At 70.0% G+C, this 21523-nt stretch carries 15 protein-coding genes; 2 read left to right on the top strand and 13 right to left on the bottom strand.

Annotation, left to right across the window (positions count from 1 at the left end; genetic code table 11):
* Window positions 1–89: 89 nt before the first annotated feature.
* From E6R60_RS20745 to E6R60_RS20705, 9 genes are all read right to left on the bottom strand, one after another.
* Window positions 90–491, bottom strand: coding sequence for a GtrA family protein (locus tag E6R60_RS20745; RefSeq protein WP_136328095.1), 402 nt, complete (start codon window positions 489–491; stop codon window positions 90–92).
* Entirely contained in the window at window positions 488–1456 is a 969-nt protein-coding gene (locus tag E6R60_RS20740) for a glycosyltransferase family 2 protein (protein WP_136328094.1), read from the bottom strand. The genes E6R60_RS20745 and E6R60_RS20740 overlap by 4 nt, the downstream gene beginning before the upstream one ends.
* Before the next feature lie 377 nt (window positions 1457–1833).
* Window positions 1834–2364 (bottom strand): hypothetical protein, encoded by a 531-nt coding sequence (locus E6R60_RS20735; RefSeq protein WP_136328093.1) that lies wholly within the window; start codon window positions 2362–2364, stop codon window positions 1834–1836.
* A gap of 2 nt (window positions 2365–2366) precedes the next feature.
* Window positions 2367–12947, bottom strand: a complete 10581-nt coding sequence (locus tag E6R60_RS20730; RefSeq protein WP_136328092.1) for a LamG-like jellyroll fold domain-containing protein — start codon at window positions 12945–12947, stop codon at window positions 2367–2369.
* A 239-nt stretch (window positions 12948–13186) separates the two neighbouring features.
* On the bottom strand, window positions 13187–13714 hold the full coding sequence (locus tag E6R60_RS20725; protein WP_240802635.1) for a BMP family ABC transporter substrate-binding protein: 528 nt from the start codon (window positions 13712–13714) through the stop codon (window positions 13187–13189).
* Window positions 13715–13803: 89 nt separating this feature from the next.
* Complete coding sequence (locus tag E6R60_RS20720) at window positions 13804–14175, bottom strand: hypothetical protein (protein WP_136328090.1); 372 nt, start codon at window positions 14173–14175, stop codon at window positions 13804–13806.
* Between the two features lie 261 nt (window positions 14176–14436).
* Window positions 14437–14916 carry a diadenosine tetraphosphate hydrolase gene (locus tag E6R60_RS20715; protein ID WP_136328089.1) on the bottom strand — a complete coding sequence of 160 codons (480 nt, stop codon included), beginning with the start codon at window positions 14914–14916 and terminating at the stop codon, window positions 14437–14439.
* Window positions 14917–14951: 35 nt separating this feature from the next.
* The gene (locus E6R60_RS20710) at window positions 14952–15707 is read right to left on the bottom strand and encodes an HNH endonuclease family protein (RefSeq protein WP_136328088.1); all 756 of its coding nucleotides are present in this window, start codon (window positions 15705–15707) and stop codon (window positions 14952–14954) included.
* Window positions 15708–15839: 132 nt separating this feature from the next.
* Window positions 15840–16706: a hypothetical protein gene (locus E6R60_RS20705; protein WP_136328087.1), complete on the bottom strand. Its 867-nt coding sequence runs from the start codon at window positions 16704–16706 to the stop codon at window positions 15840–15842.
* Between the two features lie 115 nt (window positions 16707–16821).
* Between E6R60_RS20705 and E6R60_RS20700 the strand changes: the two genes are divergently transcribed.
* Window positions 16822–17394 carry a TetR/AcrR family transcriptional regulator gene (locus tag E6R60_RS20700; protein WP_136328086.1) on the top strand — a complete coding sequence of 191 codons (573 nt, stop codon included), beginning with the start codon at window positions 16822–16824 and terminating at the stop codon, window positions 17392–17394.
* 97 nt (window positions 17395–17491) lie between these two features.
* On the opposite strand, the gene E6R60_RS20695 is transcribed toward E6R60_RS20700, so the two are convergent.
* From E6R60_RS20695 to E6R60_RS20680, 4 genes are all read right to left on the bottom strand, one after another.
* Window positions 17492–18796, bottom strand: coding sequence for an MFS transporter (locus E6R60_RS20695; RefSeq protein ID WP_136328085.1), 1305 nt, complete (start codon window positions 18794–18796; stop codon window positions 17492–17494).
* Window positions 18793–19413, bottom strand: a complete 621-nt coding sequence (locus E6R60_RS20690) for a helix-turn-helix domain-containing protein (RefSeq protein ID WP_136328084.1) — start codon at window positions 19411–19413, stop codon at window positions 18793–18795. The genes E6R60_RS20695 and E6R60_RS20690 overlap by 4 nt, the downstream gene beginning before the upstream one ends.
* Window positions 19414–19592: 179 nt before the next feature.
* On the bottom strand, window positions 19593–20372 hold the full coding sequence (locus E6R60_RS20685; protein WP_136328083.1) for a GntR family transcriptional regulator: 780 nt from the start codon (window positions 20370–20372) through the stop codon (window positions 19593–19595).
* Window positions 20369–20911: a UTRA domain-containing protein gene (locus E6R60_RS20680; protein ID WP_136328082.1), complete on the bottom strand. Its 543-nt coding sequence runs from the start codon at window positions 20909–20911 to the stop codon at window positions 20369–20371. Before E6R60_RS20680 ends, E6R60_RS20685 begins: the two co-directional genes overlap by 4 nt.
* Before the next feature lie 148 nt (window positions 20912–21059).
* Between E6R60_RS20680 and E6R60_RS20675 the strand changes: the two genes are divergently transcribed.
* Complete coding sequence (locus E6R60_RS20675) at window positions 21060–21458, top strand: ATP-binding protein (protein ID WP_136328081.1); 399 nt, start codon at window positions 21060–21062, stop codon at window positions 21456–21458.
* Window positions 21459–21523 lie beyond the last annotated feature (65 nt).

Raw genomic sequence — 21523 nt, 5'->3', positions numbered from 1 at the left:
GATGCTCTCGGGCAGTGGAACTGGTCCGGGCCACTGATTCGACCAACGATTCGGGAGGAGTTGGGGATGTGGGGTGCGGGTGGTGCCGCTCAGCCGACCCGTTCGACCGCTTTCGGTGGGGTGTCCGGCCGCAGCATGATCGTGCGTGAGACGACGAAGGTGAGGGGGATCGCGGCCGCGGCGGCCACCAGCGGGGCATAGCGGTCGCTGAATCCGGCCAGGTCGACCAGCAGGTAGACACCGCCGGTGGTGATGACGAAGTTGGCCGCGTTCGTGAGCGGGAAGAGCAGGAACTTCCGCCAGGTGGGCCGGGTGCGGTAGGTGAAGTACGAGTTGAGGAAGAACGAGCCGGTCATGCTGAGGGCGAAGGCCGTCACGTGCGCGGCTATGTACGGCAGCCAGTGCAGCAGGGCGAGGTAGCAGCCGTAGTACGTGCCGGTGTTGACCGCGCCCACGAGGGCGAAGCGGGCCATCTGTGCCTTGACCGTCATCGGCGTACGAATTCCCTGGGTTCCGGCTCCGGGGCCGCTCTGCGGGCCTGGGTGTTGGTGGCCTTCACCAGGAAGTGCGGGCGGCGTTTCACCTCGTAGTAGATCCGGCCGACGTACTCCCCGACCACTCCGACCATCACCATCTGGACGCCGGCGAGGGCGGTGAGGACGACGAGGAGGGTGACGTATCCGGGGGTGTCGACGCCCCTGACCAGGGCGACGCCGACGATCCAGGCGGCGTAGGCGAAGGCCAGGGACATCAGGAGCATGCCGAGGTAGAGGGCGGCGCGCAGCGGCTTGTTGTTGAAGGAGAGGAGTCCGTCGAGGCCGTAGTTCAGGAGCTTGCCGAAGGTCCAGGCGGAGCGGCCCTGCTCGCGGACGGCGTTCTCGTAGCTGAACGTGGTGGTGGGGAAGCCGACCCAGGCGAAGAGGCCCTTGGAGAAGCGGTTGTACTCGGTGAGCTCGAGTACGGCGTCGGCGGCCCGCCGGGACAGCAGCCGGAAGTCCCCCACCCCGTCGACCAGCTCCACGTCCACGAGGCGGTTGATCAGCCAGTAGTAGGCGCGGGCCGTGAGGGTGCGGGTGACGCGGTCGCCCTTGCGGGTGCGGCGGGCGATCACCTGGTCGTAGCCCTCGGCGTGCTCCTGGAGCATGCGGCCGACGAGCTCCGGCGGGTGCTGCAGGTCGGCGTCCATGAGGACGACGGCGTCGCCCTCGGCGTGCTGGAGGCCGGCCAGCATGGCGGCCTCCTTGCCGAAGTTGCGGCTGAAGGAGACGTAGCGGGCCCGGGGGTCGGCGGCGGCCAGCTCCTGGAGGATCGGCAGCGTACGGTCGGCGCTCCCGTCGTCCACGTACACGAGCTGGAAGGCATGGCCCAGGCGGGTCATCTCATCCGTCACGCGTTCATGGAAGCGTTCGAGGATGTCTTCCTCGTTGAAGCAGGGCACCACCAGCGAGATCAGCACGAAAGTACATCAGCCGGTCAACGTGTCGAGGGCGGATGGTGTGTGTGGCGTGAGGGCGACGGCTGGGTAAATTGAGCTGGCGGAGGCCCGGGTTGAGCGCGTTCGGGCCCCCGGCTTGGATGCACACCAAGACCCGCGACAGGCTCATTCACCCCCGCCGCCGCTCCCTGCTCGCAGGGCGGCCTGAAAATCTCCGGTGAGTCCGCTGCGGTGAGCGGTGCCGACCGCAATCGGCGCGGCGACCTGACCCTCACCAAGGGGGACATGTCATGCTGCCCTGCTTCGCCAGCACCCGCCTGAAACCGGAGAAAGCCCGTCGGCATTGATGCCGACGGGCTTTCTGGACTGCTTTTCTACTCAGAGCTTCGGGACTGCCCTCAGTCGGTCACAACCCTGCGGAGACGACCGTCCCAGCCACTCGGAGTCGCAAGGGCCGGTGACACTTGCTTCACCTCGATCCTCATCTCCATCATCGACTCGTCGGCTTCCATGAGCCGGACAGAGAATTCCCGGTCCGGGAATGTGTAGACGAGTCGCGCGTGCCAGGAATTGACGAGAACCGACCCGAGTTCGCGGTGCAGTGAGTCGAAATCTTCACTGTGCACGGGCACCGCGCTGAACAGGTGGCCCAGCTCGAACACGTTGAAACTGTCGACCACCTCCGCCCAGGAGAGCTCCTCCCTGTCAGGGATCGCACGGCCGGTGGTGGCGGACAGCCTCTCCCGGATCTCCTCCTCGTCATTCCCGCTCAGGCCGAGGAAAACCGCGCCATGAAGTTCGACGAGGCGAGGCCAGTACAGGAATGAGTACATGAGTGCGTTGACCGTGTCGCCCGCCTCACTCAGATACGAGACGGGGTCATCTGTCTCGACATCCGGAAAGAACCGACGAAGGTAATTGATCAGCATGTCTACTGTCCTGCCTGCTTGGCCATTTCGAGATCGTAACCGGGCGGAATCTCCCCCGGGACCTCGAATCCCTCGAACGCCTTGCCCTTGCCCTTGGGGTACCAGAGCGGAGGGCTCATGTTGGAGTGCATTCCTCCGGTTCCCCTGAAGCGGGGACCTTGCACCCAACCACCCGGGGCCCGTTCGTTCACTTTGTACGTCTGGTAGCGCGTCACCTTTCCACTGGCGTCACGCTCGAACACCGTGTGATCTCCTGTCGCACTCTCATCCCTCGGCAGGTCCTGGCCACGCGAACGCTTCGCAGGTGCGGCGTCTGCGGTCTTCTCGGCGCAATTGTGCACGAGGACCGGCGTGGACCCGGCCAGCGCATAGTACGTGTGCAGACCGTCAATGCTGAGGTCGTACGTCGTGCGGCTTGCGGTGTACGCCGTGGTGTCGATCACCACCGTGGGCCCACCGGTGTCGTTCTGGAGTTTCTGGCCGGCCTTGAGGTCGGCGGCCTGGGTCCAGGCGTCCTTGGTGGCTTCGTAGAACTGGTGGTGCTTGGTGGTCTGGATCGTCTTCGGGCCGGACTTCGTGTCCACGACGACATCGACGTAGTCACGGTCCGTCTTGGTGACGATGACCGCCTTGACCTTGTGCTTCTCCTTCTTCTTCTTGCCCGGTTCGGCCGTCAGGACGTAGTCCCCGACCTTCACTTCGGAGATCGGCTTGGTCGTGCCGTTCGCCATCAGCACGCCGGTCAGACCGGTGAAGCTGTGAGGAACGCCGGTCCGGCAGCCCGGAGAGGACGGCTGGCCGTCCGGCTCCTGCTTCGCCGTCGACTTGCGGCCGTATCTGCCTGCCGCCGCACCGAATACACCACCGGTCACCGCGCCGACCGCCGAGGCCTTCGCCGCGCCGGAGACGCTGCATCCTTCCTCGCTGGCCGCGCAGGAGATGCCGTAGCCGACCGCGCCTTCCGCGGCGCCGCCCGCGGCGCCCATCGCCGCGCCGTTCAGCGCCTTGCCGCCGACACCGGCGAGCAGACGGCCCACCGCTCCGGAGGCCGCGCCGCCCGCCGCGCCGCCGAGGGCGCCGGTGAGGGCTCCCACGCCGACAGCGGTCGCGAAGCCCGCCAGGGACTTGGGCCCGTCGCTCATGGCGTAGCCGACCGCGTTGGCCGCGGCACCGGCCAGGGCGCCGCAGCCGATGACACCCACGCCACCGGTCGCCGCCGTGCAGCCCGCGAAGACCACGACGCCGGTCGCCACCGAGGCGATGGTCGATGCGTGCTGCTTCACGAAGTTGGCTGTGGCCTTCGCCGCCTTCTTGACGGCCTTGCCGACCTTCTTGGCGGCCTTCACCACCTTGTGCGCCACGCTCTTGACGGCCTTGGCGACCTTGCGGACCGCTTTTTTGACGTGTTTGACGACCTTGTGGACGTATTTCTTGACGCGCTTGTAGGTGCGTTTGACGTATCTCTTGACCTTTTTGACGCTGTCGGCCACGTAGTGCACGGCCTTCCGCACCACGCGCTTGGCCCTCTTGACGGCTTTCTTGACCGCCTTCTTGACCTTCTTGGCCGCGGCCTTGACCTTCTTCGCGACCTTCTTGACGGCCGACTTGGTCTTCTTCCAGGCCGACTTCGCGACCTTCTTGACCTTCTTCTTGACCTTCTTGATGGCCTTGTCGACGAAGCTCGGCCAGTGACCCGTCGGGTCCGTCGCCGTCATCGGGTTCTGGTCCGCGTACGCGTAGCGGTTCGCGGACACCGACGTCGGCAGCGGGTTCATGCCCACCGTGTCGCGGCTGTTGAACTGGCCGGTCTCCGGTGAGTACCAGCGCGCCGCCATGTTGACCTTGGCGGTCTCCGGGTCCGTCCACCCCGACTGGTAGCCGAGGTGTCCGACCATGCCCGTGGACTGCTCGACCTTCCCGAACGGGGAGTACGTGGTCGAGCCCGTCAGCGCTTCGCCGTCCGCGGTGAACTGGCCCACCACGTCGTCGTGGATGTCCGTCAGCGCGAGCACGGAGCCCATCGCCGACTTGATGCCCATCAGCGAACCGTCGGCGTTGCGGCTGTAGGACGTGCCGCCGTCGGACGCCACGTCGTTGCCGGCCCCGCTGTAGGCGAAGTCGTACATCGTGCCGCCCTGGCCGTCGCTCGCCTTCAGCGTCCGGTCCAGACCGTCGTACGTGTAGGTGCGCTCGCCCTCGCTGATGACGCGGTTGAAGGCGTCGGCCTTCACCGCGGTCTGCACACCGCCCTCGTCGGTGACCGAGCTCATCGTGCCGCGCGCGGTGTACGTGTACGTGCTCTGCCCGTCCGAGGTGAGGCGGTTGCGGGCGTCGTACGTGTAGGTGTCACCGCCCACGCGGGTCCGGTTGCCGGACGCGTCGTAGCCGTACTGCTCGGTCGTACTCCCGTTGTTCCAGGACGACAGGCGGTTCGCCCAGTCGTACGTGTACGTGTTCGTGCTCGCCCCGGCGACACCCGTCGTCGTCTTCGACGTCTCGTTGCCGTTGAGGTCGTAGCCGTACGTGAACGACGCCAGTGACTTGCCGGTCGGTGACGTCAGCTTGTCCGTGGTCAGCTGGCCCAGGGAGTCGTACGAGAAGTCACGCCGCCCCTTGCCCTGCCCGTACTCGATCGACGTCACGTTGGACTCGGTGTCGTAGCCGTACGTCATCGACGTACCGCTCGCACCGTCCACCGCCGTCTTCAGCCGGCCCGCCGTGTCGTACCCGAAGGTCGACGTGCCCGACGCGTCCTTGCGCGAGGTCATCGCCCCGTTGCCGTCGTAGGCGAAGGAGGAGCTGCCGGAGGGGCCGTTGGCGCTCAGGAGCAGGCCGCGGTCGTCGTAGGAGAAGGTGTTCTTCTCCTCGTCCGCGCCCGCCACCGAGGTGACCTGGTCGTCGTCGTCATAGGTGTAGGTGTGGTCGGTGGTCTCCGCCTCCGCCCCCGTGCCGTGCTGGCGTACCAGGCGGCTCCGGTCGTCGTACTCGTTGGCGACGACGACTCCGCCCGGGGAGCGCTGCTCCTGGGGCCGGCCCGCCGCGTCGTAGATCATCGTGAACGTGCGGTCCGCGAGGTCCGGATGCGCCGGAGTGGACGGTTCGATCTCCTTCTCCGCCATGCCCCACGCGTTGTACGTGGTGAGGAAGGCGTTGCCGCGGCCGTCGGTGAAGCGCGTGCGGTTGCCCGCCGCGTCGTAGCCGAAGGTGGTGGTGATCGACTCGGTCTCCGAGACCGGCTGGACCGCCTTGGTGATCAGGCCCGTCGCGTCACTGGTGAGCGTGACGGTGTGGCCCCGGTAGTCGGTCACCGACGTCGGGTTGCCCGCACGGTCGTAGGTGGAGCTGCTGGTGCGCAGCACCTTGCCCGTCGCGTCCAGGTCCTTCGTGGCGGTCAGCTGGCCGTAGCCGTCGTAGGTGTTGGCGGTGCTGGTGCCGTCGGCGTCGACCGACGTGAGCGGCCGGCCGTCCATGTCGTACGTGAAGCGGCTGGTGGCGCCCGCGGCGTCGGTCACCTCCGTCGTCTCGCCGAGGACGTTGTACTTGTAGGACTCGCTCACCCCGGTCGGGCTGACCGTCCGGGAGAGTTCACCTCCCGGGGCGTTGTACTCGTTGATGGAGGTGTACGCCCGCTGGGTCGGCTGGCGCACGATGTCCGTGTCCGTGACCGGGCGGCCGAGGTAGTCCCAGGTCGTCTCCTGGCGGGCGCCGCCGGGCCGTACGGCCGACAGCTGGTCGCCGTTGGCGGTGTACGTGTACCGCGTCGTGGCGCCGCCGGGCTCCTTGACCGAGGCCAGGTCGCCGAGCTGGGTGTAGGTGTACTCGGTGCGCTTGCCCAGCGGGTCGACCTCGGCGGTGACCTGGCCGAGCTTGTTGTACTCGTTCCAGGTCGCGGCCGTGATCGGGGCCGAGGCCCCCGGCGGGGTGTAGTTCGGCATCGTCGTCGAGGACTCCTGGCCCTCGGCGTCGTACGCCGTCGTCACCACGTTGCCGAGCGGGTCGGAGGACTCGGTGTCCTCGCCGAACGTGTTGTAGCCGGTCATCGACACCGGACGGACGGACACCGGGGTGCCACCGCCGGTCTCGCTGTTGACCGCCGGCTCGGTGACGCTGGTCTGCTGACCGGCCTCGTCGTATCCGTAGTCGGTGGTGATTCCGTTCTCGTCGGTCATGGAGAGCGGCAGACCGCGCTGGTCCAGCTTCCACCGGTTGGTGCGGACGGAGCTGCCCGCCGCCGGCAGCGTGCCGCCCTTGACCGCGGCCACCTGGGACGCGGTCAGCGCCTCGCCGTAGACCTGGATGTCGTTGAGCGAGCCGTTGGCGTTCTCCGCGTACGTGCCGCTGGCGAGCCTGCGACCGATCTGCAGCGGGCCGGTGGCGTCCCAGGGCGTGGTGAACGCCGCCGAGGTGCCGGACTGGACGCCGTTGACGTACAGCCTGATCTGGGCGGCGTCCCGGTCGTACACACCCGTCAGGTGTGTCCACGTGCCGGTGGTCACCGCTGCGGTGCCGGAACTGGCCCGCGCGATGGTGGGGCCCGATATATCCGAACCGTGCCGGTTGAACGTCCAGCCGTACGCCGTGGAGTAGTACAGCTGGAAACCGCTCGCGGTCTCACCGTCCTGCGCGAGGAAGGTGCTGTTGGCCGCGGTGGAGTTCAGCTTGACCCACGTCGAGACGGTGAAGGAGCCGCCGGTGTTGACCACCGCGCCCTTCGTCTCGCCGTAGGCGTTCGCGGTGCCGTTGAAGACGGCCGAGCCGCCGCGCTCGGTGGAGCGGGTGACCGCGCTGCCGAAGGTGGCGGTGCTGTTCCCGCCCGACGAGTCCGCGGCCGAGGTGCCGCTGGTCTCGGCCAGCTTCCAGCGGCCCACCGGGGCGGTGGTGCCGTCGTGGAGGGTGGATCCGGTGACGTTGCCGAGGTTGTCGTAGAGCGTGTCCTCGGTGCTGGTCCGGCCGTTGGCCGGGTCCAGGTCGGTCTCCGAGACGACGTTGTCGTCCGGGTCGTAGCTCACCTTCGTGGTCCGGGCGAGGCCGCCCGGGTCCAGCACCGTGGAGGTGGTGCGGTCGGAGGCGTCCACCGTGAACGAGGAGACGGTCTGGCCGTCGTTGGTGACCTGCTTGATCAGGTTGCCGGCCGCGTCGTAGGTGTTGGCCTCCTCGGTGAAGGAGAGGCCGTTGGCCGGGTCCTTGCGCACCACCGAGGCGGCGAGGCCGTCGTCGGTGTACGTGTACGCCGTGACATGGCCCATCGCGTCGGTGATCGACGCGAGGCGGCCCGCCGGGTCGTAAGCCCGGGACTCCTGCACGAGGGTGGTGGCCGGCGACGGGTTCGCCGGGTCGCCCGTGTAGTTCAGCAGGTTGGTGGTGAGGGGCCTGCCCTCGCCGTCGAAGGTGTAGGTGTTGACGTTCCCGGCCGGGTCCGTCTCCTTGACCTTGTTGCCGTACACGTCGTACTCGAACGACGTGGTGTCGCCGCCCGGGTCGGTCCTCGACGCCATGCGGTTGTAGGCGTCGTACGTGATCGAGGTGGCGCGGGGGGCGTCACCCCCGGTCAGGTCGGTGATCGTCTGCGAGGAGACGTTGCCATCGGCGTCGTAGACGGTGCTGGTCCGCCCGGTGTGGACGGCGCCGGTGACCCGGTTGGTGACCGGCGGGTCGGTCTCGGTGAGGACCTGGTCGTCCTTGTCGTACGTCAGGGTCGTGGTGAGGCCGTCCGGCTGGGCGTCGGTCACCTCGGTCCTGGTGACCTGGCGTCCGAGGTTGTCGTACGTGCTCCGTTCCTTCGCCCCGTTGGCGTCGGTGGTCTCGGCGACGTCACCGTTGGCGAAGTAGGAGTACGCCGTCTTCCGGCCGCCCGGTGTGACCACCTCGGCGACCAGCCCGGCCGGCGCCTTCGCGGTGCCGCCCTCCGCCGCCGCGGTGGCGGCGGTCGTGTACGTCGTGGTGGCGGTCCGCCCGTCGGGGTGGCCCGGCACCGGGGGCGTCGTCACCGAGGTGAGGTTGCCCGCCGTGTCGTACGCGTAGCTGGTGAGGTAGGTGTCGTCCGTCGGGCCCGAGGAACGGCCGTCGCGCTCGGTGAGCACCAGATCGTTGCGCGGGTCCATCGGCGGGAACGCCGTGGTCGAGTCCGGGTAGTACGTGTAGTAGTCGGTGGCGCACTTGCCCGCGGCCGTGTCCTGGCACATGGTCTGGGAGACCGTGTTGCCGCGGATGTCGTGGCCGGTGATCGACCGGTTGCCGTTGGCGTCGGTCACGGTGCGCAGGAAGCCCGCCGTGTCGTAGCCGTAGGTGGTCCGCTTGCCGTTGGTGTCGATCGCGGTCAGCAGACGGTTGCCCATCTCCGCGTCGTACACGTAGGTCAGCGTCTTGTCGGTGGGGTCGGTGAGCTTCACCGTCCGCACCGGGGCGACGCCCGCGGAGGCCTTGTACGCCGACCAGTGCTGCTCGACCTGCTCCTCGGTGAGCCCGGCCGCGTGCACGGCGACCTCGGCGATGGAGCCGGTGAAGTAGCTGACGTCGGCGGGAGCGCTGATCCAGCCCTTGGCGAAGCCCGCGCCGATGAACGTCCGGGTGTTCGTCTGGTCGTTGGGCGCCCCGGCGAAGTCGGCCTGCTTGACGCCGTCGACGTACAGGGTCTGCGCGGCACCGGTCGCGGAGAGGACCGCGTGGTGCCAGACGTTGTCGTTGACCGCCGCCTTGGACCCGAAGTCCGTGGCGGCCGAACCGGCGGCGCTGTACCAGTGGCCGCGGAGCTTGCCGTCGGCACCGACGTAGAGGACGGGGTCGATGGGGCCGCTCGCCCCGGCCGCGTCGTTGGGGGCCTTGGTCTGGTCGGCGACCAGCACACCCGGCTTCGCGGTCTTGAACCACAGCTCGACGGAGCGGTCGCCCTTGCCGTGCCAGGACGCGTACGGGATCTCCGCGTACGAGCTGGTGCCGTTGAACTGCGCCGCCGTGACGTCACCGGTGCCGAACGGCCCGGCCACGCCCTGGGTGACGCTGTTGTACGTGCCGAAGCCGGTGTGCAGCTCGTTGGCGGCCTGGGCCGCGCCCTGGGTGTCGTCCAGGCGCCAGTAGCCGGCCGGCGCCGTGCCCATCACCGCGGAGCGGTAGACCTGGGACGAGCCGGTGACGGTGGCGGGGTTGAGCTTCCACGTGCCGCCGTCGCCGTCGGTGGCCTGGACGACGAGGTCGTCCGTGGTGCCGTAGGTGACGGCCGCCTGGGTCTTGCCGTTGGGCGTGGTGATCTTGTTGAGCAGTCCTGCGGACCGGGTGGCCGCGAGGTACTGCGCGGTGATGACCGACGGGTCGAGCGCCTCGGTGTAGACGGCGACCTCGGCGAGCTGTCCGGAGTAGTGCCCCAGCTTGTCGGAGGCGTTCATGGCCGGCCAGCCGTCGGTGTTCACCCCGGCGCCGAAGGAGATGTAGGGCTGCTCCCAGTCGTTGATGGTGCCGGCGAGGGTGCCCTGCTTGGCGCCGTCGAGGTAGAGCGTCTGGGTGGTCGCCGCTCCGGTGAGGGCCACGTTGTGCCACTTGCCGTCCGTGACGGTGGCCGTGGACGCGATCGTGGTCATGCACCCCGGGGACATGGCGAGGCAGCCGCGGAGCTTGCCGTCCGTGCCGACGTACACCGCCGGGGTGTTCTTCTGCGTGTTCGCGACCGGGTCGGCGTCACTGAGCGGCTTGTCCCCGTAGTAGAAGAGGACACCGCCCGCCTGCGTGGTCTTGAACCACAGCGACACCGTCGTGTACGAGGGCGTGGCGCCCGGGGCGCTCGGGATCTCGACGTACGACGTGGTGCCGTTGAACGTGGCGGCCTTCTGCGTGGACCCGGTCAGCGGACCGGCCCCGCCGAGGGTCACGTTGCGGTAGAGCCCGTTGAACCTGCCCTGGTTCAGGTCGACCGTGTCGCTCGCGACCGTACCGCTCGTCTCCCCCAGCCTCCAGTACGCGAACGGGTCCGCGTCCAGGACGGTGGTGCGGTAGTGGTTGCCCGTGGCGTAGCCGTAGACCGTGCACTTGGCGGGGTCGGCGGGCGGGCAGACCTTGGTGAGCTGGTCACCGGTGTAGCCGTAGTTCCAGACCTGGGCGGTGCTCGCGTCCCCTGCCTTGGCCGGGTCCGTGGTCACGGTCGACACGTGGGGGGCGGTGGCCCCGGTGGGCGTCTGCCAGGTGAAGGACAGGGACCGGTTGGACGTGGTGTTGGTGACCTTGCTGAGCTTGCCGCTCGTGTAGGTGAAGGTCTCGGCCCGGTTCGCGTAGTCCTTGATGGACGAGATCGCGAACGCGCCGGTCCGGCCGGTCACCGCCTGCTGGAAGCCGTAGGCGGTGAAGTCCTTGTCGGTCAACGTGTATCCGCCGCCCGACGCGGCCGCCGCCAGCCGTGCGTACCGTCCCATCGGCGGCACGAACGAGCCGTCGGCGTTGCGGCCGAACGCGACCTGCTCACCGCCGGGGTAGGTGATCACGACGCTGGTGAGGGCACCGGCGCCGTCCTTCACCTCCACGGCCGTCATGTCGGTGACCGTCGCCCAGCCGGCGCCGAAGGCGCCGTCGGTGCGCGGGTCACGGCTGTTGTAGGAGCGCTCCACGGACAGGGACGGGCCGACGACCTCGACCTCGGCGTCGGTGTCCTCGGTGGTGTAGTTCGCGTCGCTCGGGTCGAACTCGTGGCCGTCGGTGTTCTGGGAGAGGCCCGAGGTGACCGGCGGCTGCGGCACCGCCGTGGCGAACCGGCTCGCCGAGTACATCACCGAGTCGTATCCGTCGGTGACGCTGACGTACCAGGCGTAGTTCTTGCTCCACTTGAGCTTGCCGGCGGGTATCTTCCAGCTGCTCTTGGTGATGACCCCGGAGGTGGCGACGGGCGTGGTGCTGTCGCTGTCCGCGTCGTACACCTCGAAGGCGTAGGTCAGCGCGGTCATCGGCCACTTGTCGGCGTCGCTCGCGTAGACCAGCAGTTCCGGCTGGAGGGTGTTCGACTGGTGGTTCTCCGGCGGGTACTGGGCGTTGATCTGCGGCGCCTTGTTGGGCGTGTAGGTCAGGTCCAGCGCGGGCCGGAAGGCCGCCGTGGTGCTGTTGTCGGAGTGGAACTTCTTCCAGTGCAGCCCGTCGTTCGTCGGCGCGGTCAGGGCCAGGCCGTAGTTGGCGCTGCCGGTGGCGACGCCGTCGAACCAGCCGGTGGAGAGCGGGACCGGCATCTTCGTGCCGACGCTCAGGCTGTTGGTGCCGCCCGCGTTGTTGGTGCAGGAGGCGCCGGGGGCCACGGTGGCGCTGCCGATCGCGGTGCCGTAGGCCGGGCCGGGATACGACGTGACGCCGGCCGGGGTCCAGGACTGGGTCACGGGGTTCACGGAGAACGGTTCGGCGGTGCAGGTCGCGGACCAGATCGCGTACACGTTCAGGGTGGCGGCGGTGACCCGTTGGCCCTTGAGCGTGGTGCCCAGCGAGGAGAACTGGAGGAAGGAGTTCGCCTTGTTGGTGCCGGAGTCGTAGCTGCCGACCTTGATCTGGTTCTCGGTGGAGTGGTCGCCGCCGATGGTGTTCTGCGCGTACGTCGAATTGCCGGCGGTGACCGTCGGGTCCACGGTGACGGGATAGACCCGGGCGGGGTCGTCCAGCCAGTCGCGGTCGGCGGTCAGCCGCAGGGCGGGCTTGCCGTCGGCGGTGGTGGTCAGCGCGTAGGTCACGGCCCGGGACATCGAGGCGTCGCCGGAGCGGGGGTCGATCCTGGAGTCCTCCATGAAGGCGTGGGGAATGGTGGCGGTCACCTCCCCGTCCCCGTCGGTGAACTCCACGTCGCCGTTGTCCGCGATGCGCGGGGTGAGACCCCGGACATCGAGGGGGAACAGCCAGGAGGCGGGGGCCTCCTTCGAGCGCAGGACCAGCCGCTCCTTGAAGCCCTCGGCGAGCGGCGAGAGCAGCAGATCGGTCTCCGGCAGGACATCGGCGTACGTCGCCGTGTTCTCGGCGTCGACGGTGACGACGGCCTTCTTCGCCCCGCGGAGCGAGTAGGCGAGGCTGCGGCCCGCGCCGAAGTCGACGGAGGCGAGCTGCTGGTCGCCCGCGTCCGGAGCGAATTCGACGTCGAGGGAGTTGGCGGCCTGCTGGAGCCGGCCGTCCTTGTCCTCGGTCAGGTCGGTGTCGATCGGCTTCCAGGTGCCGTCGGCGCCCTTGAAGTTGGACCGGCCGGCGTAGTGCCGGACGGTGGTCGATCCGTCGGCGTTGACGAAGTAGTCGGAGGTCGCCGTCGACTTCTTCGCGTTGCGCTTGCTGGTCTTCGCGTCGAAGCTCTTGGCGTTGCCGGCGGCGGGGTCGGTGACCGCCTTGCCGGGGCGGTCGTCGGCCCGGGTGTAGGCGTCGAGTTCGCCCTTGCCCTTGCCCGCCTTGTGGCCGACCGCGACTTTGCTGCTGGTCTGGTCCGCGGTGGCGGTGTGGCTCTTGCCGCGCGCGGTGCCGCTCTCCTGGTCGGGGGTGTGCAGAGGCGACTCATCCAGCCACTTCCACAGCCCCGAGAAGGACATCTCCGGCATCGAGAGCGCCGGAAGGGTCTCCCCCGTGGCGGAGGCCGTCTCGGTGGTGAGCATGCACGAGAGCGAGACGAGTACGGCGACTGCCGTGCCTCTGGCCCTGCGTCGCCCGACGGCGCCTGGGGGGAACAACGATGATGGACTTCGCCATCGAGCACGCATCGGGGCTGCTTTCTCTTCACAAGGCCTACATATGGCCTCGCGAGATTGCCCTATACACCGACACGAGTTCTACTCATTCCCGGCTGATCTTATGCGATGTTTATCTCATCGCGTCCGGACGCCCACTTCGCCTGCTACTGAGCGGCCTTGACTGCTCGTCGGACGGCGTTCGCGACCTCGCCGGGCACCCCGTCCCCGGGTGCGGCCACCGTGAGGTTGCCGGCTTCCGCGCCGCCCCGGCCCCGCCCGGATCCGACCACCACGAACCGCACGCGAGGATGGCCGGCCGCCGCCTTGCGCACCGTCTCCGTCTGGGCCTCACCGGCGGCCAGCACGACCTCGCAGCCCCGCTGGATCAGCCCGTTCAGGTGCGGCAGCGCGTTCGCCGCCGTCTGCTCACCCATGACCGGTACATGAGTGACCCGCGCCCGCGTGTCGCCGGAGGCCGCCTCCATCCCCTCCCAGACAGCAGCAGCCGGGGTGCCCGTCTTGATGCCGTCCTCGCCGGTGAGCAGGCATGCGTCGACGTCCTGGTACTGGCGCGCCCTGGCATCGGGTGGGCCCGCCGCTTCATCGTCGCCGCCGAACACCCACACGGCGACGAGGGCACAGACGACCAGCAGCGCTCCGCCGCCCGCCCACGCTCCACGGCGCCCGCGCAACAGCGCCGCCGTGCGCTCGAGGAGCAGTCGGACACGAGGAACTCGGCGTCGCGGGGCGGGTGTCCTGCCCCGCCAGGTCCGCCGGGTCCTCATGCCGTTCCGTCCGCGTCGGCACGGCGCGTCCGCCGGGGAGCCCAGGCGAACAGGGCGTGCGCCGCGGCCCCCAGGGTGGTGACCAGGACCAGCAGCAGATCGGCCGCGAACTCCGCCCCCCGCGTCTCCTCCGGGGTCAGTGCCGCCCAGATCACCCAGGCGGCGTTGGCGGCCGCGAAGCCGGCGAACGCCGCCCAGTCGACGGCCCGCCGCCGCCGCGCGGCGATGGCGAGAGAGGGGACGAAGGACAGCATGCCCAGCGTGACCAGCGGCACCGCGGCCAGCAGGACGCGGGGCGTCACGGTCATCACCGCCGCGAGCGGCGAACGCAGGCCTGCCTCGACGGCGTGGGGCACAGCAGGCTTCACGCTTTGTTCCTTAGGGGGAGCGACGCGGGCGGCCCGGCATGGAGCGGCTCGGACCGTTCGCACAGACGCCCGATGAATTCGGACGCCGTAGAGTACACCGCTCCTTGGAGGGTCCGGCACAGCGGGCATCCGGCCCGGGGGCGGCCGCGCCCCGGTCAGGCGGGACGAGCCGGCTGACGCCGCGCGCTGGGCAGGCGTGACTCCCCCGCGCCGGGCCGGCATGGCGCGCGGGCCGGAGGCGGGGGCGGCGATGCCCTGCCGTCAGCCCGCCGAACGCAGGCGGTCCAACTCGTCCCCGATCGCCTCGCGCAGCACGTCGTGCCGGGGGCCGAGGGCGTACCGCTGATCCGCCCATCGGTCGCGGCTGTAGAGCCAGACCGGCCCGCCCGCCAGGCCCGGCGGCTCCCAGTCGAAGCGCGGCCATACGTGCGCGTGCAGGAACGCGTCGGTGTTGCCGAGAATCTCCAGGTTGACCCGGCGAAAGCCGGGGCCCAGACGTCGGCACGCACGCTCGACCGCTTCTCCGAGCCGGTCCATGTCCGACAGGAAGGACAGCCGGCGTGCCCTGGAAAGGTCCGACAGCCTCTCCGCCGACGGATCGTCCGTCAGGAGCACCGAGTAGCCCGGCAGGAACTGGACATCACCGATCACGGCGAATCCCGCGTCCAAGCGCCGGAGCACAGCGGGGTTCTCACCCCGCAGAGCGCTTCCGATCCGGTCCGTCCGCCAGTCGTCGGCCATGACCCGAACCTACCCGGAACGCCCGGCGCACCACCTCACCCGCCGCACAGCCCCAGCATGACCTTCTTGTCCGCGGTGGTCACGGGCAGTCGGTACTTCAGCGACACCTGGGCGAACCGCAGCGCGTACGAGCAGCGCACGGGCTTGTACGGCGGCAGCCACGACGCGGGGCCCGAGTCGCGCTTGGCGTTGTTGGCCGGGCCGTCGACCGGGAGGAGGTTCAGCGGGTCGTTCGCGATCTGCTGCCTCTTGGCGTCGCTCCAGCGGGCGGCGCCCATCTGCCAGTCGTACGACAACGGCATGACGTGGTCGATCTGGACCTTGGCTGCCTGCCGTTTGCGCCACTCGATGGCCGAGCCGGTGTACGGGTCCATGAGCGTCATGGCGACGACCACGCAGTCCGAACCGTCCCGGAACCTGACCTTGCGGCCATCGCGGTGCAGGAGGTCGTTCCGCGTGTCGCAGCCGTTCCGCGCGAGCGGGACGCCGTTGACCGAGTCCTTCCAGGCGGACCCGAACTCGTCCCGGTCGTAGCCGGTCTTGGGGCCGCGTCCCTTGGTCGCCACCTTCTCGATGACCTTCCGGGCCGCCGCGCGGTCCGCGTCGGAGGTGAGAGGGGCGAGGCCCGGCTTCGTACCGTCCGGGTTGTCCAGGGGGCTGGCGCCGAAGCCGGTGGCGGACTGGCCGCCGTTGGGGCTGCCGCTCGGCCCGCCGTCACCGGAGGCCACCTGTTCGGGGTCGCAACCGGTCAGGGCCAGGACCACCGCCACACCCAGGGCGGGCACGACCACTCGACAATCGCGGGGAGATATCACTCGAAGCCGTCCTGACGGGGAGAAAGCCGAACCAACCCGGGAATCCTACGGACGTCTTCCCCGCGTGGACGCGTTCATGGCACTCCTCCCCTTCGGATGCGGTCCGAATCACACCTTGCCGATGCCCAGCGTCGTCTCCGACGGCAGCAGCCCGGAGCCGATCGCCGCCACCCACAGGGGGCCCAGGAGCTCGACGAGCCGCTCCCGTTCCTCATCGGTGAGCACCCGCCACGGGGCGGCCGCCTCCTCGTCCGTGCGCCGCTCGACCTCGGCGCGCAGCACCCGGCCCGCCTCGGTCGCCGTGCCGTCGTCCGCCAACAGGCCCCGCTTGGCCAGGCGTTCGCGCGCCTGAGCCCACTCCTCGTCGCTCCACCCCCGGCTCGCGAAGACCTCCGGCCGCGCCGCGCCGATGCCGGCGAACGAGACCAGCGCCTCGACCGGGTCGAGCTCCGCGTCGGCGAGTGCCGCGAGGTGGCCGTCGCCGCGGTGCTCGCGCAGGACGGTGGCCGCGTGCCAGAGCGCGAGGTGCGACGCCTCGGGCCGGGGCAGCGCGGCGTTGGCGGCGGCGAGCGGGCGGCCCGTCGTGTCGGCGGCCTCCGCGACGCGGCGCAGGAGCGCGGCGGCCTCGGCCGTGTCCGGAGCGGTGACCGCCTCCCCCAGCAGCGTCCGGTACGTGCGGTCGACGGCCCGGCCCCGGGCGGCGAGCACGGCCTCCGGCGAGGCGGTGGACCAGACGGCGGGGACGTACGCGTCCACCATGCGCGGGCTGAAGCTGTAGAAGGTCTCCCCCACCTGACCGGCCCCCGCCTCCCCGAGCGGCGCCGCCCGCCAGGCGAAGTAGCTCGGCCAGCGCTCGTCGACGGCGTACCCGAGCGCCGCCGCCTCCTCGAAGGCCTCCGGCGCGTAATAGAGAACAGCGTGCAGGGGCTCCAGCAGGTGCCACATCTGCCGTACGCGGCCCAACTCGTCGGACATGTCTCCGCCTTCCGTCACCGCTTCTATCTAGTCAGCGACTAGATCCGTGTGACAGCCAGACTGCACCCGACCACGCGAACTTGTCAATGACTAGATTCTGCGTACGCTGCTGTCCATGAGCAGCGACCGCACCTACCACCACGGCGACCTGCGGCGGGCCGTCCTCACCGCCGCCCTGGACGTCATCCGCACCGAGGGTCCCGCCGCGCTGAGCCTGCGCGACCTGGCCCGCCGGGCCGGCGTCTCCCACGCCGCACCCGCCCACCACTTCAAGGACCGCACCGGCCTGCTCACCGCCATCGCCACCGAGGGCTACGCCCTCTTCGCCGACGCCCTGGCCGGCGCGCCCGACCTGAGGGAACGCGGCGTGCGGTACGTACGCTTCGCGGCCGAACACCCGGCGCACTTCCAGGTGATGTTCCAGCCGGCCCTCTACCGCACGGACGACGCGGACCTGCTCGCGGCGAAGGAGCGGGCGTCGGTGGAACTGCGGGCGGGCGTCGACGGCCTCCCCTCCGGCGGCGGGGACGACGCCCGCCTCACCGGCGTGGCCGCCTGGTCCCTGGCCCACGGCTTCGCCACGCTGCTGCTCACCGGAAACCTGGCCGGACCGGTCGGCGACCGGGACCCGGAGGAGGTGTTCCGGGCACTCGCCACACCGGTCTTCGCACCGGACGGGTCCAGCTGAAGGGCGGTTCTGATCCCGTCGCCCGGGCGGACCGTACGGACCCGGGCGACGCCGGTGGGCCGCCGCCTCATGGCCGCCGGCCCGGGCCACCGGCCGGTCAGCCGCGAACGGGCCGGATGCCCTCGTCCGCGTCCCCGGCCGGGGCCGGACCCAGGGAGCGCATGCGGGGCACCGGGGAGGACAGGAGCCACACCACCGAAAGAGCTCCTCCGACTGCGGCCACGAGGAGCGTCGGCCTCAGCCCGACGAGCGTGGCGAGTGCGCCGCCGACCACGGCGCCGACGGGCCGGACGCCGTAGTTGATCGTCCCGTACGCGCCGGCGACCCGGCTGCGCAGCCGGTCCGGGATCACGGAGACCTGGAGTGAGTTGAGGTTGACGTCGAACAGCATGACCCCGAAGCCGGAGAGGAACTCGGACGCCGCCAGCGCCCCGGCGCCGAGCCAGGGCGGGCCGTCCGCCGCGGCGGCGATGGCGATCGGCGCGGGGAAGAGCACGGCGCCCACGACGATGCTGCGCCCCACACCCAGCCGCCGCGAGATCACCGGTGCGAACACCGCACCGAGCAGGGCGCCGGTCGCGCCGACGCCCAGCGCGGCGCCGATCATTCCGGCGGACAGCCCCAGGCTCCGGCTGGCGAAGAGCACGAGGAGTCCGCCGCCCCCCACGAAGGTGAAGAAGTTGACGGTGGCCGCACAGCCGAGCGTGGCCCGCAGCACCGGGTTCCGCACGACGAACGCAAGGCCCTCCCTGGCGCGCCGCAACAGCGAGGGCCCGTCGGCCGTACCGGCCGCCGGCGGTTCGTCCACCGCGATCCGGCCGATCAGGACCGCCGAGACCAGGAATGTCACGGCGTCCACCACGATCGCCACGGGCGCGGTGAGCGCCTGGACCAACGCTCCCCCGATCGCGGGGCCCGCCACCTGGGAGACCGAACGGCTCGCGCTGAGCTTGCTGTTCGCGTCGACGTAAGAAGCGCGCGGAACGAGGCGTACGAAGAACGGCGGGTAGGCGGTGTTGAACAGCACCCCGGCCGCACCTGTCAGGATCGCCGTGGCGTACAGCTGCGTCAGCGTCACCGCCCCGAGAACGCAGGCCGCCGGAAGGCTCAGCAGGGCCGCCGCGCGCACGAGGTCGGCGAGGATCATGAGACGGCGTTTGCGGGTCTGTTGATCGACCCAGGCCCCCAGGAAAATCGCGAGCAGGTTGGGGGTCCAGACGAGTGCGGTCAGCCATGCCACCTGGTTGGCCGAGGCGTTCAGCGCGCCGACGGCCATCAGGGGCAGGGCCAGTTCGGTGATGCGGTCGCCGACCTGCGAGACCGATTGACCGGCCCAGAACCGGGCGAACCGCCGGTCCCGCCACAGCGATATCGCGGGCGGCCCGTCCGGGACACCGTTCACGACGGCTGCCCCGTCCGGCCCGCATCCTGTTCGCCGGCACCCTCCGGCAGGACGTACCGCATCAGACGGACTCCCCGGCTGCCCTCGGGCCGGTCGGCCGCGTCCCGGTTGGCGTAGGGGGCGAGCACGCGTTCCATCTCGTCCTGGATGGAAGCGAGTTCGTCGGCGGAGACGGTGACACGGGTGTACGCGAGCCCGGCCGGAGCGCTCCATTCCGGATCAAGTCCGGGCTCCACCTCGGCGGCCCAGCGGGCCGGGACGTCCGCATAGCGCAGGAACATCTGGCGGGAGAGCTCACGCGCCGCCGACCGGCCCTCCTCGTCCGCCGGGTCCTGCGACGCCGCGAACCGGAAGCCGCGCGCCACCGCCTCCCACCGCCGCTGCCGGCGGTCCGGGCCGGGCTCGCTGTCGCGGACCAGCCCGAAGGTCGCCAGATGGCGCAGGTGCCAGCTGGTCACCGAGGGGGTGGCTCCCACCTCCGGTGCGAGTTCGGTCGCGGTCGCCGGGCCGTTCCTGTTCAGGCGGTCGAGGATCGCCAGTCGCACCGGATGCGCCAAGGCGCGCATCGCCTGCGGGTCCGTGATCTCGATGTCGCCCATGCGATTGCTGGAGCTCATGACATGAGAGAGTCCTCTCATACATTGTGAGAGTCAACTCTCACGACATCGCAGCCCGGCATCCGCCCGCCCGTGCCCGAGACCCAGCCCCTCAGACGGGTCGCATCCAGGAAGCGGGCGCATTCGGGCCCCCGGCGGGCCCCGCTCGACCTCCGGAAGGCCGGATCCGCCAACCCCGGTCAGCCGGGAACGAACGTGTACTCCAGCTCGTACAGATGCCCCGCCTTGACCATCACCGTCGCCTCGATGGGCAGGTCACGATCACTGAGGACGAGACGCAGGGTGCGCAGCACGGGGAGGTCACCGGGGAGTCGCAGCGATCGGTACTGCTCCTGGGTGGCCACGCGCGCCGACACCCTGTCCACGCTGCGCCCCGGCGGATACCCCAGCTCAGCGAGCAGAGTGGGCGTGCCACCGGGGATCCTGCGACGCCCGGCCAGAGCGGTTCCGCGGGCGATCTCCAGCGGGTAGTACGAGGCCACGAGTTCCGCGGGCTCGTCATCGATGGACAGGAGTTGGCGCCGGAGCAGTGCGAGACCGCCCGGCTGAAGTCTCAGGGCGGCAGCCACGTCCGCCGGCGGTACCTCCTCCGCCACATCCAGCAGGGCGCTCCGGGCGCGGGCACCGGAGCCGGAGACCTCGGACAGCCAGCGATAGGGCTCCCCGGAAGCTGCCGGCGCCATGTACGCAGCAGGGCGCATGGTGCGCTGCCGGTGCTCCCGTACAGTCACCGACGCGCCGGGCCGGCCGATCACCAACCGTTCGTCCTTGAGCAGGTGCAGGGCCTTCTGAACGGTTGCGTTCGAGGCTGCGAACCGGTCCTTGAGCTGGGCCGTGGACGGGAGACTGGCCCCTGGACCCAGATCGCCGGACATGATCTCGTCCCGCAGATCGGCCGCGATCCGCTCATGAAGCGAGCGCCGGTCCTCGCCTTCGTCCTCCGCCCCGAGCAAGGTCATCCGATCCCGATCTCGTACCGCAGCTTCTGCCCACGCGGTGACATCACCATGACGTCGGCCTGAATCGGCCGATCGTCCGCGTTCAGTGTGCGACGCGTCAACTCCAGGACCGGCACACAGGCATCCAGGGCCAAGGCCGCCTGTTCGGTCCCGGACGGCATACGGGCCACGACCTGCTCCTCGGCACGGACACCCACATGCCCGAGATCGGCGAGCAGCCGGACGGCTCCGCCACGAATCTTGGCCGTCCCGCTCAGTTCCGTACCTGCGGCGATCGCCAAGGGGTAGTAGGTGTCGGTCAGTTCGCACGGAATGTCGTCGAGATACATGATCCTGCGCCGCTCGACGACGCGGCCGCCGCGCTCCATGCCCAGCAGGTCGGCCACCCGGTCCGGGGCCGCCACCTCTCCTGCGCACACGATCAGCTGCGTGCCGCGCCGTCCCTCGGCCGCCGCCTCGGCCCCCCAGGCATCGCCCGCACCCGGGACGGGCGGCGTCAGGTACCGGGCGGACATTCCGGCCCGCTCACCTTCACCCATGCCTGCTCCTTCACCACCGACATCGAGAGGTCCTACCGCTGAACACGGTAGGCGAACCCATTCGACTCCCCAAAGACTACCTCGCCGCTATTCGCGAATAGCAGTACGGTGAGCGCGTTACGGCCCACGAGCAAGGCGGTGTACCACCGTGCCCCAGTCGCAGCAACGGCGTTTCCCCCGACGGCGCAGTTCCGTCGGCGCCTCACGCGATTTCGTCGGCAGCGTCCTCACGGAGTGGCAGCTCACGCCACTCATCGAAGACATAAAGCTCTGCGTCTCGGAGCTGGCGACCAATGCCCTGCTTCACGGTGTCCCGCCGGGGAGAGAATTCGCCGTCCTACTGCACACCGGCGGCGATGACGACGTCGTACGCCTGGAAGTGCGGGACAGCGGCGGCGGCCGGCCGGTCGTTCAGCATCCGCACGAAGACAGTTGCTCCGGCCGCGGGTTGTTCCTCGTCGGTGAGCTGGCGGCAGAGTTCGGCATCGACCACCACGTCGTCGGAAAGACGGTGTGGCTGGCCTTCAAGAGGCCCTCCGGAGGCTGACGGCTGCCCCGCACGTCCCGCGAACGGCACCGGCCCCGCCCGATGCCGGGCGGGGCCGGAACGCG

Source organism: Streptomyces sp. A0642 (genome assembly GCF_004795105.1).
GTDB lineage: Bacteria > Actinomycetota > Actinomycetes > Streptomycetales > Streptomycetaceae > Streptomyces.
The sequence above is the reverse complement of the archived record's forward strand: the minus strand, read 5'-3'. Positions and strand labels throughout refer to the sequence as shown.

Bases quoted from the DNA above. Each gene is read 5' to 3' on its own strand.
- E6R60_RS20745 (WP_136328095.1), bottom strand. From the start codon at position 491: ATGACGGTCAAGGCACAGATGGCCCGCTTCGCCCTCGTGGGCGCGGTC.
- E6R60_RS20735 (WP_136328093.1), bottom strand. From the start codon at position 2,364: ATGCTGATCAATTACCTTCGTCGGTTCTTTCCGGATGTCGAGACAGAT.
- E6R60_RS20730 (WP_136328092.1), bottom strand. From the start codon at position 12,947: ATGCTCACCACCGAGACGGCCTCCGCCACGGGGGAGACCCTTCCGGCG.
- E6R60_RS20715 (WP_136328089.1), bottom strand. From the start codon at position 14,916: ATGGCCGACGACTGGCGGACGGACCGGATCGGAAGCGCTCTGCGGGGT.
- E6R60_RS20705 (WP_136328087.1), bottom strand. From the start codon at position 16,706: ATGTCCGACGAGTTGGGCCGCGTACGGCAGATGTGGCACCTGCTGGAG.
- E6R60_RS20700 (WP_136328086.1), top strand. From the start codon at position 16,822: ATGAGCAGCGACCGCACCTACCACCACGGCGACCTGCGGCGGGCCGTC.
- E6R60_RS20690 (WP_136328084.1), bottom strand. From the start codon at position 19,413: ATGAGCTCCAGCAATCGCATGGGCGACATCGAGATCACGGACCCGCAG.
- E6R60_RS20685 (WP_136328083.1), bottom strand. From the start codon at position 20,372: ATGACCTTGCTCGGGGCGGAGGACGAAGGCGAGGACCGGCGCTCGCTT.
- E6R60_RS20680 (WP_136328082.1), bottom strand. From the start codon at position 20,911: ATGGGTGAAGGTGAGCGGGCCGGAATGTCCGCCCGGTACCTGACGCCG.